14 protein-coding genes are annotated in these 18,767 nt (G+C 30.4%); 2 read left to right on the forward strand and 12 right to left on the reverse strand.

Features of this window, described 5'->3' with window-relative positions:
* Window positions 1-84 precede the first annotated feature (84 nt).
* From DWZ53_RS07370 to DWZ53_RS07410, 9 genes are all read right to left on the reverse strand, one after another.
* Entirely contained in the window at window positions 85-876 is a 792-nt protein-coding gene (locus DWZ53_RS07370; RefSeq protein ID WP_118433076.1) for a Cof-type HAD-IIB family hydrolase, read from the reverse strand.
* Window positions 869-1,735 (reverse strand): DMT family transporter, encoded by an 867-nt coding sequence (locus DWZ53_RS07375; protein ID WP_118433078.1) that lies wholly within the window; start codon window positions 1,733-1,735, stop codon window positions 869-871. Before DWZ53_RS07375 ends, DWZ53_RS07370 begins: the two co-directional genes overlap by 8 nt.
* Window positions 1,735-2,145 (reverse strand): peptide deformylase, encoded by a 411-nt coding sequence (locus DWZ53_RS07380; protein WP_118433080.1) that lies wholly within the window; start codon window positions 2,143-2,145, stop codon window positions 1,735-1,737. The genes DWZ53_RS07375 and DWZ53_RS07380 overlap by 1 nt, the downstream gene beginning before the upstream one ends.
* A 39-nt stretch (window positions 2,146-2,184) precedes the next feature.
* A complete protein-coding gene (locus DWZ53_RS07385; RefSeq protein WP_118433081.1) occupies window positions 2,185-2,970 on the reverse strand; it encodes an ABC transporter ATP-binding protein in 786 nt (261 codons plus the stop codon).
* The gene (locus DWZ53_RS07390; RefSeq protein WP_118433083.1) at window positions 2,964-3,842 is read right to left on the reverse strand and encodes an ABC transporter permease; all 879 of its coding nucleotides are present in this window, start codon (window positions 3,840-3,842) and stop codon (window positions 2,964-2,966) included. The genes DWZ53_RS07385 and DWZ53_RS07390 overlap by 7 nt, the downstream gene beginning before the upstream one ends.
* Window positions 3,843-3,852: 10 nt before the next feature.
* Window positions 3,853-4,833: an ABC transporter substrate-binding protein gene (locus DWZ53_RS07395; RefSeq protein WP_118433085.1), complete on the reverse strand. Its 981-nt coding sequence runs from the start codon at window positions 4,831-4,833 to the stop codon at window positions 3,853-3,855.
* Between the two features lie 402 nt (window positions 4,834-5,235).
* A complete protein-coding gene (locus DWZ53_RS07400; protein WP_118433087.1) occupies window positions 5,236-6,705 on the reverse strand; it encodes a glycoside hydrolase family 1 protein in 1,470 nt (489 codons plus the stop codon).
* A 122-nt stretch (window positions 6,706-6,827) separates the two neighbouring features.
* Window positions 6,828-9,104 (reverse strand): 5-methyltetrahydropteroyltriglutamate--homocysteine S-methyltransferase, encoded by a 2,277-nt coding sequence (gene metE / locus DWZ53_RS07405; RefSeq protein WP_118433089.1) that lies wholly within the window; start codon window positions 9,102-9,104, stop codon window positions 6,828-6,830.
* Between the two features lie 106 nt (window positions 9,105-9,210).
* A complete protein-coding gene (locus tag DWZ53_RS07410; protein WP_118433091.1) occupies window positions 9,211-10,110 on the reverse strand; it encodes a LysR family transcriptional regulator in 900 nt (299 codons plus the stop codon).
* A gap of 406 nt (window positions 10,111-10,516) precedes the next feature.
* Between DWZ53_RS07410 and DWZ53_RS07415 the strand changes: the two genes are divergently transcribed.
* Window positions 10,517-13,075, forward strand: a complete 2,559-nt coding sequence (locus tag DWZ53_RS07415; protein ID WP_118433093.1) for a cation-translocating P-type ATPase — start codon at window positions 10,517-10,519, stop codon at window positions 13,073-13,075.
* 18 nt (window positions 13,076-13,093) lie between these two features.
* On the opposite strand, the gene DWZ53_RS07420 is transcribed toward DWZ53_RS07415, so the two are convergent.
* Entirely contained in the window at window positions 13,094-13,906 is an 813-nt protein-coding gene (locus tag DWZ53_RS07420) for a Cof-type HAD-IIB family hydrolase (RefSeq protein WP_118433095.1), read from the reverse strand.
* Between the two features lie 118 nt (window positions 13,907-14,024).
* The gene (locus DWZ53_RS07425) at window positions 14,025-14,882 is read right to left on the reverse strand and encodes a MurR/RpiR family transcriptional regulator (RefSeq protein ID WP_118433097.1); all 858 of its coding nucleotides are present in this window, start codon (window positions 14,880-14,882) and stop codon (window positions 14,025-14,027) included.
* A 143-nt stretch (window positions 14,883-15,025) separates the two neighbouring features.
* Here DWZ53_RS07425 and DWZ53_RS07430 point away from each other — a divergent pair, with 143 nt between their 5' ends.
* Window positions 15,026-16,363 (forward strand): MATE family efflux transporter, encoded by a 1,338-nt coding sequence (locus DWZ53_RS07430; RefSeq protein ID WP_199589133.1) that lies wholly within the window; start codon window positions 15,026-15,028, stop codon window positions 16,361-16,363.
* 23 nt (window positions 16,364-16,386) lie between these two features.
* On the opposite strand, the gene DWZ53_RS07435 is transcribed toward DWZ53_RS07430, so the two are convergent.
* Window positions 16,387-18,753 carry a diguanylate cyclase domain-containing protein gene (locus DWZ53_RS07435; protein WP_118433099.1) on the reverse strand — a complete coding sequence of 789 codons (2,367 nt, stop codon included), beginning with the start codon at window positions 18,751-18,753 and terminating at the stop codon, window positions 16,387-16,389.
* Between the last annotated feature and the right edge of the window lie 14 nt (window positions 18,754-18,767).

Consider the following 18,767-nt stretch of genomic DNA (forward strand, 5'->3'; position numbering starts at 1 on the left):
TGCTCGTTTATACTACCATCTTTTCTCTTGTTTGTCTACTCTTTTTTGTTATTTTTTTAATTTTTTTGTAAAAAAAAAGAGGTTCTAACGTTCAAAAACTTCTTTTTTAATCACTTGCAATACACCTTGTTCGTCATTGCTAGGCGCAATTCCGTATGATATTTCTTTAATCTTTAAAACCGCATTAGCCATAGCATAGCTATATTTCACCGATTTTAATAGTGTATAATCATTCATTTGATCACCAAAAGCCATACATTCTTCTGGTTTTATGTTTAATTCATTTTGTAAAAAACGGATGCCTACACCTTTATTAATGTCTGCATTTTGAATATCAATCCATTCATTGCCAGATGTTGTTGCCTTTAAACTTGTATCAATCCCTTTAGCAATCTGATCAGCATACTGAATAATCTTCCCTTCAGGATCAAAGATAGCAATTTTCATAATCTCATCATTAATATCATGATAACTTTCTACAAATTGATAATTACAATAATATGTAGCCACCTGCTTTTCTAATTCTTTATATTTATTCAGACAGTATGCATTTTTTACTCCAGCAAGAATGATTCTCAGTTCAGGCATCGTCTCAATCATAGAAATTACTTTATCTACTTTATTTTGTTCTATTACATTTTTTGACAGTAATTGACACCCTTTTGCTATATAACTTCCGTTTTCTCCAATAAAATACATACCATTTGACATAGGTAAGAATTTTTGATAAAGGCGATAATATTGATTACCTGAAGCAATAACAAAATGAATTTGTCTCTTTCTAAGTTCATAAAACATATCAATAAATTCTGGTGAAAACCTTTTTTGTGAATCAAGAAAAGTTCCGTCCATGTCTGTCGCGATTAATTTAATCATGATTTTCCTCCTTTATAATCATATAGAGAATAGATCCTAATATTAAAATAGAACCTATGATTTTTAATATTGTCAGTTGTTCTTTTAAAATAAAACAGCCAAAAATAACACTTGTTACCGGTTCAAACATACTAATGATAGAAGCACGACTCCCACCTATATATTTAATTCCCTGTTGTAAACATATAATAGCAATAATAGATGTTAAAATGGCAATCACTAATGCATAACCATATACTTTCAAAGGCAAGACCCATTGAATTTGTCTTGTTAAACCTCCTATTAATAGGATACAGCCCGCAATAGATATAGCAAAATAAAAATTGAGTACATAGGGATTAAGTGAGCCTAATCTTTTTTTATCTACTCCTACAATATAATAAGCAAAGAACACTCCTGAAGTTAATGCCATAATCATCCCCAAAAAACTACTTTGATTAAACTCAATAAAAAAAGTAATACCTACGGTTGCTAATAAAAGGCACAAAAGTGTGGCCTTACCAAGTGGTTGATGATAATAAAAATAATATATTAAACAAACAAATAAAGGGTACATAAAGTGTAAAACTGTTGCACTCCCGACTCCTATATAACTATAAGATGTATAAAGTAAAATCACAGTCAATGCATTACCAATAATGCCAACACATAAAATATCTTTTAATTGTTTTCTGGTTATCTTTAATGAATAGCCTTTTATTTTAATCATTATCCATAAAATTGGAATAACAATAAGATGTCTTAAAAATGCCATCGTTATACCGTTATTACCTAGTTGATAAGTTATTTTAGCCAAAGTTGGTGTTAAACCAAAAATCACTGCAGATAATAAGGTTAAAAAATAGCCTTGTTTTTTCATTAAATAAGAATTCCTTTACAATGATCGATTTCGTGTTGAATAATTTGGGCAGTAAATCTTTCAAATGTTTTTATTCTCTTTTTAAATTGAACATCTAAATAAGATACTTTTATTTTATGATATCTTTGAGTTTGCTTTGTACCAGTGTGTGACAAGCAAGATTCCTCACATTGATAAGTTCCTGTTTCTTTTTCAATAACAGGATTAATTAAAATGAGATATCCATTTTGATTCTCAACTACAATTATATTTTTTAAATATCCGATCATATTAGCAGCCATTCCAACACAATGAGTTTGGTGAAACTTGATTGTATCTAGTAAATCATCAACAATATAAAGATCTTCCTTTGTTGCATCTTGGCATACTTGTGACAATATAAAATTATCTTTTACTATTTCTTTTATCATGATTTTTTCCTCACTAAAAAAGATTTCTTATAAAAATCTTTATTTTAAAAATACACGATCAGTATACTCTTTTGTTGAAGAAGAATAAAGATGTATTAATTGTTCTACCGTCATCTTTTTTCTTTCTTCACCTTCTATTAAAGCAATAATTTGACCATCTTTCATAATCATTGTTTTATTGCCATACTTCAAAGCATCTTCCATATTATGAGTAATCATCATTGTTGTAATATGATGTTCTTTAACTATTTTATCAGACAATTGCAATACTTTTTGAGCCGTTTTAGGATCTAATGCGGCAGTATGTTCATCCAATAATAGTAAATCAGGTGTCACTAATGTTGCCATCAATAAAGTCAAGGCTTGCCTTTGTCCCCCTGAAAGTAAACCCACTTTCATATCTAAACGATTTTCTAATCCCAAATCTAATTCTTTTAAAGATTCTTGAAAAAGAGTGCGATATTTATGTGACATTAAAGACAATGAAAAATGTTTTCCTCTTTGATTAGATAAATGTAAGTTTTCTTCTATTGTCATATGTGGTGCTGTTCCTTTTAAAGGATCCTGAAAAAGTCTTCCTATATGACGAGCTCTTTTATATTCAGGTTCAAAAGTGATATCTTTTCCATTTAATAAAATTTGACCACTATCACTTTCTACTGCTCCTGATATTGTTTGAAATAAAGTTGATTTACCGGCACCATTACTACCAATAATTGTAACAAAGTCTCCTGCTTCCAACTTTAAATTCACATGTGATAGAGCAACTTTTTCATTCACAGTTCCTTTATAAAATACAACTGACAAATCTTTAAGTTCTAACATGACTTTCTCCCTCTTTTCTTACTTTTTAAAGAGCCATTAGTCATAGCTAAAGCAATTACTACTAATACTGCTGATAACAATTTTAAATAACCAGAAGGTAACCCAAATTGTAAGGCAATACTTAAAATACAACGATAAAAAATAGCCCCAAAAACGACTGCAATCAATTGCATTAAAATCTTTTCTTTTTTAATAAATGTCATTCCTACAATAATACTAGCAAGACCAATAACCATCATTCCGGTTCCATTAGTAATATCAGCAAAACTTTGATGTTGAGCAAAGATAGCGCCAGATAAAGAAACTAAACCATTAGCTAACGCTAAACCTAATACTTTCATTTTATCACTATCAATTGAACTTGCTTTTACCATTGCTTCATTATCACCACATGCTCTTAATGATAAGCCTAATTGAGTTCTTAAGAATAAATCAAGTAAAACAACCAAAGCAATAACAAGAGCATAAATAATGATAATTTTAGCATAAGGTGTAATTGTTTCTAATTGACTAAACACTGTTTTATATCCAAATAAAGAGAGATTAGGTGTTTCATTCATAATCATCAAATTAACAGAATATAAACCAGACATTGTTAAAATACCGGCAAGTAATGGCATAATTTTTAATTTTGTGATTAATAAACCTGTTACAATTCCAGCCATAACCCCAGCAATAAAAGATAACACTAACCCCAAATAAGGAGAAGCGTGTAAGGTAACCACAGCACTTACAGCACTTCCTAGAGTAAAACTTCCATCTACTGTTAAATCTGGTAAATCTAACACTTTATAACTGATATATAAACCAAGTGATAAAACTGCAAAAATACCACCTAATTCTAACGCTCCTAATACAACCGTCTGACTCATCATATAACCCCTACATTTCTACATAAGCTTTATCATTTTTAATTGAATCAGGTAATGTAATTCCTAATTCATTTAACACTTTTTTATTAACATAAATATTTAAATTATCTTTAAATACTTTAACTGGAATAGAACTTACTTTTTTACCTTTTAAAACTTGATCAACAATCTTAGCTGTTTCTTTCCCTAAATTTTCATAATTAATTCCTACTGATAAAAATCCACCATCTTGTACCATTGAATCAGCACCTACATATAATGGCTTTTTAGCTTTAGCACATGCTGGTCCAACAATATTCATTGCACTAGCAATCATATTATCATTTGGAGCAAAAACAGCATCACATTTTGTATTTAATACATCAATTGCACTTTGAACTTCATTAACACCTGTTACTGTTGCTTCTTCCATAACAATACCATGACTATCACAGAAAGCTTTCGCTTTTTTAATATTAGTTACTGAATTTACTTCACCTTTATTATAAATTACACCTAATGTTTTTAAATTTGGATTCACTTCAAGTGCTTTATCTAAGATTTGATCGACTTGAATTTCATCACTTGTTCCTGTGATATTTTTATCAGGTTTTTCTAAAGAACTTGTTAATCCTGCTGATACTGGATCAGTTACAGCTGCAAAAACAACAGGTGTATCTTTAGCCATTGTTGCTGCTGACATCGCTACTGGTGTAGCAATAGCGACAACACAATCTTTTTCACTTGATTGGAAACCTTGAATAATAGAAGGTGCTGTATTCATATCTCCTTGAGCATTTTTAAATGTATAGTGAATATTTTCTCCTTCTTTATATCCTAATTTATCCATTTCTTTATCAAATGATTTTTTAATTGTATCTAATGAAGTATGTTCAACATATTGAACAATTGCAACTTCTTTTACATCCTCTTTACTACTTGAACATCCTGTTAATAATCCTACTGTTAAGGCTACTGCCATTGATAATTTTAATAATCTTTTTGCTTTCATTATTTTTCCCCTTTTCTTTGTTTTGATTTTTTTAGTTTTTAACCAAACACCATCGTTTCAATTTCATAAATTAACCCCTTTCTATGAAATCGCATTTTCAAAACAAAAAACACCTGTCCCAAAAGGACAGATGTTATATCTGCTATGCCACCTTAAGTTTTAAAATGCTATCACATTCTTGCCCTGTAACGTAGGCTTACGTCAAAAGATACTCGTTACCTTTCCCCTTTGCCTTCATGGGTCCATTTACCAAGTTGCTTACTATCTAGATTTCACCATCCTAGACTCTCTTTGAGGGCTTTCCTTGTTTTATCTCCCAATCACAAGTTTATGTATGTATATAAATTATCACATTGATACGAACTTGTCAATAATGTCGACATCATTTCCTAGGAAATAACATTAATCTTCAAATAAACAAGCACCGTTTGTTTCAATAACATGTTTATACCAATCAAATGATTTTTTCTTATATCTATTATATGTTCCATTTCCTAAATCATCTGCATCTACATAAATAAAGCCATAACGTTTAGACATTTGTTTTGTTGATTCACTTACAATGTCGATACATCCCCAAGATGTATATCCCATTAAATCAACACCATCTATTTCAATCGCATTTAACATTTCTCTAAAATGAGCATCAAAATAGTCAATACGATATTGATCATCTACAGTACCATTGATTAATTCATCCTTAGCTCCTAAACCATTTTCTACAACAAATAATGGTTTACGATAACGATCATATAAATCTACTAACGAAATTCTTAAACCAATCGGATCTATTTGCCATCCCCAATCAGAACTTGGAATATATGGGTTTTTAATGGCTACATTCGTATTAGCTGCTGTTTTCTTTAAACCTTGGTCATCTTTAGCAACACAACTTGAAGAATAATAGCTAAATGAAACAAAATCTACCGGATATTTTTTCATAATTTCCAAATCGCCATCTTCCATTTTAATATGAAGACCTTCATTTTTAAATTTAGCTAACAAATAAGCAGGATATTCACCAAACACTTGCGTATCGCTATAACAATAAGTGCTTCTCATATCTTGTTGAGCTTGAAGGACATCTTCTGGTTTACATGTATAAGGATAATAAGTCAATTTTGTAAGCATACATCCTACTTTTGATCCCGGTATCTTTTCATGACAGATTTTTGTAGCTAAGGCACTGGCTACAAATTGATGATGCATTGCTTGGAAAATCACTTCTTGGAAATTTCTATTTGGAAAACGATCTTCTATTAATCCACCAGTAGTATAAGGATGACGAATCATAGAGTCTACTTCGTTAAAAGTTAACCAATATTTGACTTTATCTTTATAACGTTCACAAATTGTTTCTACATATCGTACAAACATATCTACAACTTCTCTTGAAGCCCAACCATCATAATTTAATACTAAATTAATAGGTGGTTCATAATGTGACATTGTTACTAAAGGTTCAATGCCATATTTTAAACATTCATCAAAAACATCATCATAAAACTTTAGTCCTTCTTCATTAGGTTGTAAATCATCACCATTAGGGAAAATACGTGACCAGGCAATAGACATACGATATACTTTAAAGCCCATTTCTGCAAACAATTTAATATCTTCTTTATAATGATGATAACCATCCGCACCATGTCTTTTAGGATAAAGAGAATCATCATTTGATTTTAAAGCATCTTCAATATCTTTTGAAGTAACAGCATTTTGTGCTTTATAATCTTGAACATCAACATCTAAATGATGTCTAGCACAATCAGATACTGAAATTCCTTTTCCTCCTTCATTCCATCCACCTTCATATTGATTGGCAGCAGTGGCACCACCCCATAAAAATCCTTTTGGAAATTGTCTTACCATTTTTTATATCTCCTCTTCATTTTTTCTACCCTTCTATTTAAAGCCAATAAAGCTGATTTGACTAGCGATTTTCAAAAAATGCAAAAAAAGAATATCTCTTTCAAGATATCCTTATTTTTAAATTAATTTTTATTTAATTGTTTTCTTAAGTTTTGTGCTGCCGTTATCATGTTGATTAAACTTGCTACTGTTTCATTTTCACCACGTGTTTTCAAACCACAATCTGGGTTGACCCATAAAGATTCAACCGATATCTTTTCTAGCATCACTTTTAATGCCGCTTCAATTTCTGTAACACTTGGAATTCTTGGTGAATGGATATCATACACACCTGGACCTACTTCTGTTTCAAAATCATTTTTCTTCAGTTCATCTAGAATTGTTAATTTTGAACGGGCGGCTTCAAAAGTAATCACATCTGCATCCATATCATCAATTTCTTTAATAATATCTTCAAATTCACTATAACACATATGAGTATGAATTTGAGTCTCTGGATTGACTTTACTATGACATAAACGAAATGCTTTAATCGCAAAGTCTAAATAATCATGATGCCAATCCGCCTTGCGTAATGGAAGTTTTTCTCTTAATGCTGCCTCATCTATTTGAATAATATGAATTCCTGCCGCTTGTAAATCTAACACTTCTTCTTTAATTGCAAGGGCAATTTGATACATCATTTCTTTTAATGAAATATCAACTCTAGGAAATGACCAGTTTAATATTGTAACAGGACCTGTAAGCATTCCTTTTACTTCCTTTTTAGATAATGATTGGGCATACTTGATGACATCAACCGTCATTGGTTTAACTCTTTTAATATCACTAAAAATAATAGGTGGTTTTAAACCCCTTGTTCCATATGACTGTACCCAACCATTTTCTGTAAAGACATACCCTTGTAATTGTTGTCCAAAATATTCAACCATATCATTTCTTTCAAATTCTCCATGAACAAGTACATCCAAACCTATTTTTTCTTGTAATTCAATACATTCTTTAATATGACGTTGCATTTCATGACAATAATCATCATAGCTTATTTTACCTTTTTTATACTTAAACCTTGTTTGTTTGACTTCTTTAGTTTGTGGAAATGAGCCAATTGTAGTTGTTGGTAATAATGGTAAATTCAGTTTCTCTTTTTGTACTAAGCGTCTTTGACTTCTAGGAACTTGTCGAATAAAGTCATCTTCTTTTAATGCTTTTAAGGCATCTTGGACTTGTTGATTTGTTCTTAATACACTTTCTTTAAATAAATTTTGATTTTGAATATAAAGTTCATTTTCTTGATAATGTTCATCTTCAAATAATTGACATATTTCATCCATCTCTTTTAATTTTTCATAAGCAAATGAAAAATGCTTTTTAATATTTGAATCCATCTGTGTTTCATTTTCAATTGTATAAGGAACATGTAATAAAGAACATGATGTATTTAAAATCACATTTTGATTTTCACTTAATTGTTTTAATTGTCTTAAAATATCTTGATAATTTGCTTTCCAAATATTTTTACCATTAATTAATCCTGCAAATAAAATCTTATCTTTTGGTAAAGGTGTCTGTTTAACTAAATCATATGTTTGTTTTCCTTCAACAAAGTCAAGACCTACCCCATCAAAATTGAGTCCACAAATTTCATGATAACAATCTCTTACATCCCCAAAATAAGTTTGTAATAAAACCTTAGTTGTTCCTTTATATTTTAATATTTCCTGATAGAAATCAACGAATAACGCTACATCATTTTGATCCATATCTTTAACTAAAGAAGGCTCATCAATTTGTAACCATGCCACCCCTGCTTGATGACACTGTTCAATAATATCAATATAAGCTTTCTTTAAATCTGTAACATAATCTTTTTTATCTTTAGTTCCATTTACTTTAGCTAAATCTAAAAATGTATAAGGTCCAATAATAACTGGTTTTGTTTCAATACCTATTGATTTAGCCTGTTTATATCCTTGTAGAAAATCAAGATTTCTTAATTTAATACATGTATCATCTTCTAGTTCAGGAACCATATAATGATAATTAGTATTAAACCATTTTTTCATTGTATGTGCCTTAACATCACCTTCTTTTCCTTGATAACCTCTAGCCATAGAAAAATAAGTCTTTAAATCATCTACATTTAAATCTAAATAACGCTTTTCAATTGCATTTAACATCACGGTCGTATCAAGCATACCATCATATAAAGAATAATCATTGGATGGTATAAAAGATACATGATGTTCTAATTGCTTATTCCATTGTAATGCTCTTTGTTCTCTAACAAATTCAAGATATTGAATTTGTGTAATTTCGTTTCTAAAATATTTTTCAGTTTCAAATTTTAATTCTCTATGAATTCCAATACGTGGAAATCCAATAATTGAATATTTCATATTTTCCCCTCATCTTTCTTTGATAACTCAAGTATAAAATGCTTCTTTATCAACGTAAAATATAAAATAAAAGCGGTTGATTATAGTTTAAAACTATAATCACCGCTTATTTTGTATATTCAATAAGTGTTTCTATATAATGCTTACCAAACTGGTCTAAAACGACTTTATTATGCGTAATGTAACCTATTTCCATATAATCATCCACCTCTAAAGGTATCGCTACAATATTCTTTCCATTCAATTGTTCATTAATAATACCACTACATATTGTATAACCATTTAACCCAATCAACAAATTAAAAAGCGTAGCTCGATCACACACCATAATATCTTTTTTACTATCTAAAGTACTTAATATTTCTTCAGAAAAATAAAATGAATTATGCTCACCCTGTTCATAAGATAAACGAGGATAAGGCTCTAAATCTTCTAATGTAACTAGGTTTTGTTTAGCTAATGGGTTATCCTTACCTACAAAAACATGAGGTTTAGCTACAAACAGTGAATGAAACTGTAAATCATTTTCCTTTAACGTCTTTTTGATGACTGTCTCATTAAAACGATTTAAATATAAAATACCAATTTCACTTTTTAATCTAGCAACATCTTCAATAATTTCATACGTCTGTGTTTCTCTAATTCTAAAGTCATATTCTTGACCCCCATATTTTTTAATTAAAGAAACAAATGCTTCTACGGCAAAAGAATAATGTTGTGTAGAAATACAAAACTGATGCTTAACTGGTGCTTGACCAAAATATTTTTCTTCTATCAAATTCGTCTGATCAATCACCTGTCTGGCATAACCTAAAAATTCTTCACCTTGACTTGATAAAATCACACCGCGGTTAGTTCTAATAAAAATGGTTATTCCCAACTCATTTTCTAATTCTTTAATTGCTGTAGTTAAGCTTGGCTGAGCAATATAAAGCTGCTTGGCTGCTTCACTAATCGTTCCCGCATTCGCTACGGCAATTACATACTTTAACTGTAATAATGTCATCTTCATCCCCCTGTTTTATTACCAAACAAGGAAACATACATCTGCATGCTTCCGGTTCCGGCAGAAACATCATTTTCTTTTCACGTATCTGACTTATCCTTCATGGCTTCACAGTGACCGACTCGCAGGGAATTACACCCTATTCCGTGTTCTATCAATGATAGATAAAAGAAAATGTTTAATTTTCTCTAACATTATAACACATTATTTTTGTTAAGATTGTGTAATTTTAAGCATAATACTTTAGAATGTTGCTATAATGTTAGTAATGAGGGAGTAGTCTCACAGCTGTGTGATGTTGCCAACAATCGCGAATCTATATTCTGGTGCATCTTAAAGACAAGACTCGTTAAGGCTTATGTTTTAACGATCTTGTCTTTTTTGTAAAATTGTAGGAGGAAATATTATGTACTATCAAAAAACAGTGAATGAAACATTAAAATTATGTCATAGTTCTATTTATGGCTTATCAAGCCAAGATGTGAAATTACATCAAGAAAAGTATGGTAAAAATGTCTTGCTTAAGCAAAAAAATGAATCACCCATCAAAATATTCATTGACCAATTCAAAGACTTACTTGTTATCATTTTAATTATTTCAGCTATTATATCTGGATTAAGTGGTCAATTTGAAAGTACCATTGTTATTATTGTTGTCATTGTCATGAATGCCATTTTAGGTACTCATCAAACCATCAAAGCCCAAAAATCCCTAGATAGTTTAAAAAAACTATCTTTACCTCAAGTTAAAGTCTTAAGAGATCAAACATTACAAATGATCCCCGGAGATGAGTTGACCATTGGCGATATTGTTCAAATTGAAGCTGGCGATGTTATCAGTGGAGATGGTAGAATTATCGAAGCTTCATCCTTGCAAACCAATGAAAGTGCCTTGACTGGCGAAACAGAAAGTATTGATAAACAATGTCACCCTCTATCTAAAGAAACCATGATATCTAATCAAAACAATATGGTCTTTTCTGGCAGTCTAGTGACAAACGGTACTGGTCGCTATGTTGTAACAAGTATCGGTATGAACAGCGAACTTGGTAAAATTGCCCAGTTGCTAAACGATACTCAAGAACGTAAAACCCCACTTCAACAAAATCTAGATCAATTTAGTGGTCAATTATCCATTATTATCATCATTATCAGTATTCTGGTTCTTTTTCTTAATATCTTTTTAGCTAAACAAAAACCGCTTGATGCTTTTATGATTGCTGTAGCTTTAGCTGTTGCTGCAATTCCTGAAGCATTAAGTTCTATCGTCACAATTGTTTTATCACTTTCTACCCAAAAAATGGCAAAAGAACATGCCATTATTAAAAACTTAAGTGCCGTAGAAAGTTTAGGTTGTATTTCTGTTATTTGCAGTGATAAAACTGGAACTTTAACGCAAAATAAAATGACAGTTCAAAATATTTACTTCTATGACCAACTTTACCACTATCAAGATTTAAACAAAGAAAAACATGATCATCTCACTTTATTAAAAACATGTTCACTCTGTAATAATGCTTCCATAAATAACCAACAAAGAATTGGCGATCCTACCGAACTTGCCTTACTTGATCTTGTAAACTATCATCATTTTCCTACTTTATCTCATTTAAATGAACTTCCTTTTGATTCAACCAGAAAAATGATGTCTGTTCTTTCTAAAAACCATCTATATAGTAAAGGCGCTCCTGATGTTATCTTACAAAAATGCCAAACCATTTTAATTCATGGCAAAAAAGAAAAACTCACTCATTTCCATAAACAAACTATTTTAAAACAAAACCAAACGCTTGCCAGCCAAGGTTTACGTGTCTTAGCCTTTGCTTATAGGCCATGTACATCTTTTGGTTTAACAGTAGAAGATGAAAATCAACTTACTTTCATTGGCTTAGTTTCACTTATGGATCCTCCTCGCCATGAAAGTCCACTAGCTGTAAAAGCATGCCGTCAAGCATCCATTAAACCTGTTATGATTACTGGTGATCACATTGTGACCGCTAAAAGTATTGCCTTACAAATCGGTATTTATCAAGATGGGGATTTATGTTTAGAAGGAGAACAACTTAATCATATATCTGATCAAGAACTAGAAACGATTTTACCAAAAGTAAGCGTCTATGCCCGTGTTGCTCCTGAACATAAAATACGTATTGTAAAACTATGGCAAAAACAAGGCGCCATTGTTGCAATGACCGGTGATGGTGTCAATGATGCTCCAGCTTTAAAACAAAGTGATATCGGTGTTGCTATGGGAATCACCGGTAGTGAAGTTTCTAAAGATGCTGCCAATATGATCCTTACTGATGATAACTTTTCCACTATTGTCAAAGCCGTTATTATTGGTCGTAATGTTTATCGTAATATTAAAAATGCGATTCATTATTTATTATCAGGAAACTTTGCCGGGATTTTATGTGTTTTAATGACTTCTCTCTTTTTCTTACCTACACCTTTCTATCCTGTGCATTTACTTTTTATGAATCTTATTACCGATTCTTTACCAGCTATCGCTATTGGTATGGAAAAAATAAAAGAGGATGTTCTTAATGATCCTCCACGTCATAAAAATAATCATATTTTAAATCAAACTTCTTTAAATGAAATATTAGTTGATGGTACTATTATTGCTTTCTGTACAATGATAGCTTACTATGTTGGGCTAAGGTACGATGCTTTAACAGCAGCCACTTTTGCCTTTGCTACAATTTGTCTATCACGTTTACTTCATGGTTTTTCTTGTCGTAGTAATCAGCCAATCTATCGAATTGGAATAACATCTAACATCAGTAGCATTCTTGCTTTTTTCGTTGGTTTTGGCTTATTACATCTTATTTTCTATATCCCATTTTTACAAGACTTATTCATGATTACTTCATTATCACTATCAAAACTTATCATGATTTATACTTTTTCACTTTTATCTTTTGTACTTATTCAATTTAAAAAAATAATAGTTAAACAATAAAACAACCCTTAGGTTGTTTTATTTGTCTAATATAAATTTTTCAATATAATGACCAATTCCATCATGATCATTATCATCAGTAATATAATCAGCAACACTCTTTGTTTTTTCACTTCCGTTAGCCATAACGACCCCAACACCAGCATTTAAAGTCATATCATAATCATTATCAGCATCACCAAAAGTCACGATATCCTTGATATCAATATCATGTAACTTAAGTGCCTCAATTAATCCGGCTGTTTTCGTCACTCTAGGATCCATATATTCATAAAGTACACTTGCTGTTTTTAATGAAGATGATTTAAATTGATCATTATGGAAAGTTTGACTTCTTGCAATGACTTGATCCATATAATCTTCTTGACAAACAATGATCAATTTTGGTTTAGGTTTTGTAAGATATTCATCGTAATTCACCACTTTATAAGGAACATGGTCCGCTTTAGATAACATTTGAATTAATTCATCATCTTTAGGTGCATATAAAATACCATTTTCCGGAATAGCAAAATTGACTTTCATATCTTGATAATGTTCAACAATATTTTGAATTAATTGACCATCTAAAGGATACTGTTCCTTATAAGTATCTAATTTATAATCATAAATTTCTCCTCCGCCAGTACCAACGATGATATCAACCAATCCATCAATATGCCAATCCTTTAGTAAAGTTTGAATACTATTGACATCTCTCCCTGTTGATAAACCAAATAAAATTCCTTTTTCTCTTGCTTTTTTTATTGCTTCTACTGTTATTGGTGTCACATATCCTTTTGAACAAAGAAGAGTTCCATCAATATCACACATAATTGCTTTTACACTCATAACACGACCTCCTATCTTCATCATAAAAAATGCTATAACGATAAACAATGCAAACTAATGGAAACGAATTATTTTTTCAAAATTATCTTATATTAAAATATAATTTAGAATTCTTTTCTCATTTTATCTTACCTTCTACTAAATTTTCATAATAATATAATTTTCGATCTAAATTATTTTGATAATCTAATTCAAAATAACTTGTATATAAAGTATCTAAAATATAAAGCAAAGAAAGCCTAGTAGAAAAAGATGAAATCTTTTTATAATGATTTTCATGATGTGCTAAATAGAGATGATAATCCGGTTCAATATCTTTAAATGAATAATCTCTAGAAGAAATTAAAACAATAGGTGTCTTCACTTTTGAAAGAATACGTGGTAAAACCTCTGTTAATACACCTCTTCCACCAAAAGTAATAACAACCGCTAAATGATTTTCATCACTGCTTGCTGCTGTTAATCGTTGTTGGTAATCTTCAATAGGTACATGAACATGAACACCTATTTCTTGCATCTGAAATTGAAAATTCAATGCAAAATAAATATTTCCTGCTGAAGTATAAAGATCAATAACTTGGGCTTTTTTCATAGCACTCGCTACCAATCTTAGTTGTTCTAAATCAAAAAGATTTCCCGTAAGATCAATTGTTTGTTTATAATCTTCACCTAAATTATGAACAATTTCATAATGGGTTTGATATTGTTTAACTGGGAAATCAAAATCAAAATCATCATTACACTTCAAATAATCTGGAAGTGAACTGGTAATTTTCATTTTCAAATCAGAAAATCCAGATAATTCTAACTTATCGCATAAACGATAAACAGTTGCTGGTGAAACAAAACAGGCTTGTCCTAATTCTTTATAAGACATATTTAATACTGCTTGTGGTTTTTTTAATATATAATTAGCTACTATTTTTTCATTACTTGAAAAATGGTCCTGTTTTTGTAATTTTAAAAATATATTCATAAATTTCTCCCCATTCATTAATTTTATTATACCATTATTCATATCAAGATATTTTCAATTTTTGAAATAACCATCATTGTTCTTGACATCAATACTACTTGAACCCTTATAATATCTTTTGTTTTATAAAGAGGGGGTTCATTATGAGAAAACAAGTCGATATGCTTCATGGTAGTCTATGGGATAAATTATTATTATTTGCTTTACCACTTGCTGCTACAAGTATTCTCCAACAATTATTTAATGCAGCCGATGTTGCTGTAGTCGGAAATTTTGCTGGTAATAGTGCTCTTGCTGCCGTAGGTGCTAATGGTCCTGTTATTAATTTATTAGTCAATTTATTTGTGGGTTTATCAGTAGGGACAAATGTTGTAGTCGCTTCATTTATTGGTAGTGATAATCAAAAAAAAGCTAATCAAGCCGTGCATACATCCATCTTACTTGCTTTAGTAAGTGGGATTGTTTTATTAGTGATTGGTATTAGTTGTGCTCGTCCTATTTTAGAGATGATGTCTACACCAGAAGATGTCATTGATCTTGCTACACTTTATTTAAAGATTTATTTTTCTGGTATGCCTTTTATTATGTTATATAACTTTACAGCCGCTATATTAAGAAGTAAAGGTGATACCAAAAGACCACTTATTGCTTTAATTATTTCAGGAAGTGTTAATGTTGTTTTAAATTTAGTCTTTGTTATTATGTTTCATATGAGTGTTGAAGGTGTTGCTATTGCTACTGTGATTTCTAATATTATTAGTTCTCTCATCTTACTTTATTGTTTAACTCAAGAACAAGGTGCATTAAGAGTTAATTTAAAAGAATTAAAATTTCATAAACATATTTTAATTCAAATTGCTAAAATTGGTGTACCAACAGGATTACAATCTGCTGTCTTTTCAATCTCCAATGTGCTTATCCAATCATCATTAAATGATTTTGGTTCTGCTACCGTAGCTGCAAGTGCTGCTGCCTTAAACTATGAATACTTTAGTTATTTTATTATCAGTGCTTTTAGCCAAGCAGCTGTTACCTTTATCGGTCAAAACTATGCTGCTAAAAATTATCAACGTTGTAAACAAATCACTAAATGGACTATTCTTTTAGGAAGTATTGCAACTATCATTATTACAATTATCTTCCTCGTCTTCCATGAATTATGTATTAGTTTCTTTACAAGTGATCCTCATATCGCAGCTCTTGCTTATACCCGTATGTATATCGTTTTATCATTAGAAATTATTAATATGTTTATTGAATTACTATCTGCCTTTATGCGTGGTATTGGTTATTCAAGTACCCCAGCTATTATTTGTGTATTAGGTATCTGCGGTTTACGTATTTTATACATTTATACCCTTTATCCTATGATAGCAAGTTATGATCACTTACTCATGATTTATCCAGTAAGCTGGGTCTGTACAGCTCTTGCTTTAGCTATTGCTTATTATCATGTTCAAAAAAAAGAATTATCTTACTAATAAAAAAATGAGAATTCACTTAATTAAGAATTCTCATTTTTTATTATGACATGATTTGTTTTATCTTTCCCTTGATACATCAAATCATCTGCCTGTTTTAAAGCATCACTTACATGATGGACACCATGAACACCACCGATTGTTACTGATAAATGAATATCAGGGTAGTCATTTATGGTTTCATTTTTAACTGTATTTAAAATGATGTTCAATCTTTCCTTAAATGTTTCTTGAACCATATTTTGGAAAACCAATATAAATTCATCGCCACCATAACGAATTAATAAATCATCATCCCGAATACATGATTTAATTGCACTTGCCATATGTTGTAAAGCTAAATCTCCAACAGCATGACCATAATGATCATTAATATGTTTAAAGTTATCCCCATCAATCATTGCTATTGCATCAATAGTATCAATATGCTTTACAACTTCTTCATAATATCTTCTACTATAACATCCTGTTAAGATATCTGTATAGAATTGACGATTATATTGAGAAATCTTTTCCATAAACTTCGTATGACCGTGTGCACTTAGTAAAATTTCTTCCTTCGTTTTACAAATAATTTCTAAAACCCATGGTTGATTATCAATCTCAATATATTCAGCAATCACACCATAAACATCATGATCAATAAATTCCAACTTAACTGCTTGTCCTTTTTTATCATAAGAATGGCATGAAACACAACTACGACAAGCATGATCATGATTCCAAAATTCGTTGCATTTTTCTGTAGATTCTTCTATTCCTTGACTCGTAATCTTTACCACTTTTTGATTATGAATATCAACCAATCTTACATGATCAAAAATTTTCTTTAATTGTTCAATAATATCTAAAGCTTCTGTAAAAGAACATTTTAAAATATGTTGATTTTGATTTAATTCAACAATTTCACTTTCATTTAAACATGTAATATTTCCAATGACACCTGCATATTGTTGATTTTCCCATAAAGAATCCGCATGAATTTTATACCAATTCTTAGTATGATTGAATTCTAATTGAAATTTCATTTCAACAGTGGTATGTAAACTGTCAGTTTGTCGTAACTTAGAAACTAATTTTTTTATGTTTGATTTTGTTAAAAAAGACTGATCATCATTAGCAGGATGAACAATAACTTGATCTAATCCTAAACTTGCAGCTCCTCTAGAAGAAATATAAACCGTATCATCAGCCAAATCATATTTGAAAGTAATTCCCAACTGTTGCTCTATAGGAAGATGTGATTTAGATTCAATTTGGCTTATATCCTTAGTGAGTTGATTTTCAACAATTTCATCAGTGATTTTTGAAACAACCTGACCATCCACTCTTACATAATCATTTTCTAATTCCCTTTGGATAACTTCTTCTATATCACATAAACAATCTAGCAATAATGGATTAAATGTTCCACATTGCCCATTTAAAATCATTTCCATTGCCTGTTTATGACTATAAGCTTTTTTATAGCATCTTTCACTCGTTAAAGCATCATATACATCAGCTAAAGCTACAACTTGTGCCCAAATAGGAATTTCTTCACCCGTTAAACCATCAGGATATCCTCTACCATCATAACGTTCATGATGCCATCGACAAATATCATAAGCATATCTAAGCATCGCATCATTTTTATAACTAGGAATTTGTTGAATCATATTAGCACCAATAAGTGAATGTCCTTTAATGATTTCAAATTCTTCAGCAGTTAATCGCCCTGGTTTATTTAATATTTTGTCATCTATTGATATTTTTCCAATATCATGTAACGCCGAAGCTGTACTAATCAATAAAACATGATATTCATCTATTTGATATTGATCTGTTTTTTGAATTAAATACATTAATAACATTTTAGTAAGCGACTGAATATGTTGAACATGTAAACCACTTTCACCATTTCTAAATTCAACAATATTAGCAAGAACCTTAATCAGCATACTATTATTATCTACTCTTTGTTGTACTTGGTCTTCAACTAAATTAAGTAATTTCTTTTGTTTTTGATATAACCTAATCGTATTAGAAATACGTCGCATAATAATATACTTTTCAAATGGTCTTGTGATGTAGTCTGTTGCCCCTAACTCATAAGCTCTTTCTACAGTTGATGAAGCTCCTTCAGAAGAAATCATAATAACTGGAATATAATCTATAAAATGAAGTCGATTCATCTCTTCAAGAACTTCATATCCATCGACTCCAGGCATAATAATATCCAATAACACCAAATCAATACGAGCATCTTGCTCTTTTATAATATTTAAAGCATCTACTCCATTAGTAGCTTCAATCACATTATATCGATCATTTAACAATTCATATAAAACTAATCTATTTAATTGTGAATCATCAACAATTAAAATAGTAGATTTCATCTTTTCGTCCATATGATTGCTCCTTC

The sequence above is a fragment of the Coprobacillus sp. AF33-1AC genome (assembly GCF_003475785.1).
In the GTDB taxonomy this organism is placed as follows: Bacteria; Bacillota_I; Bacilli_A; order Erysipelotrichales; family Coprobacillaceae; genus Faecalibacillus.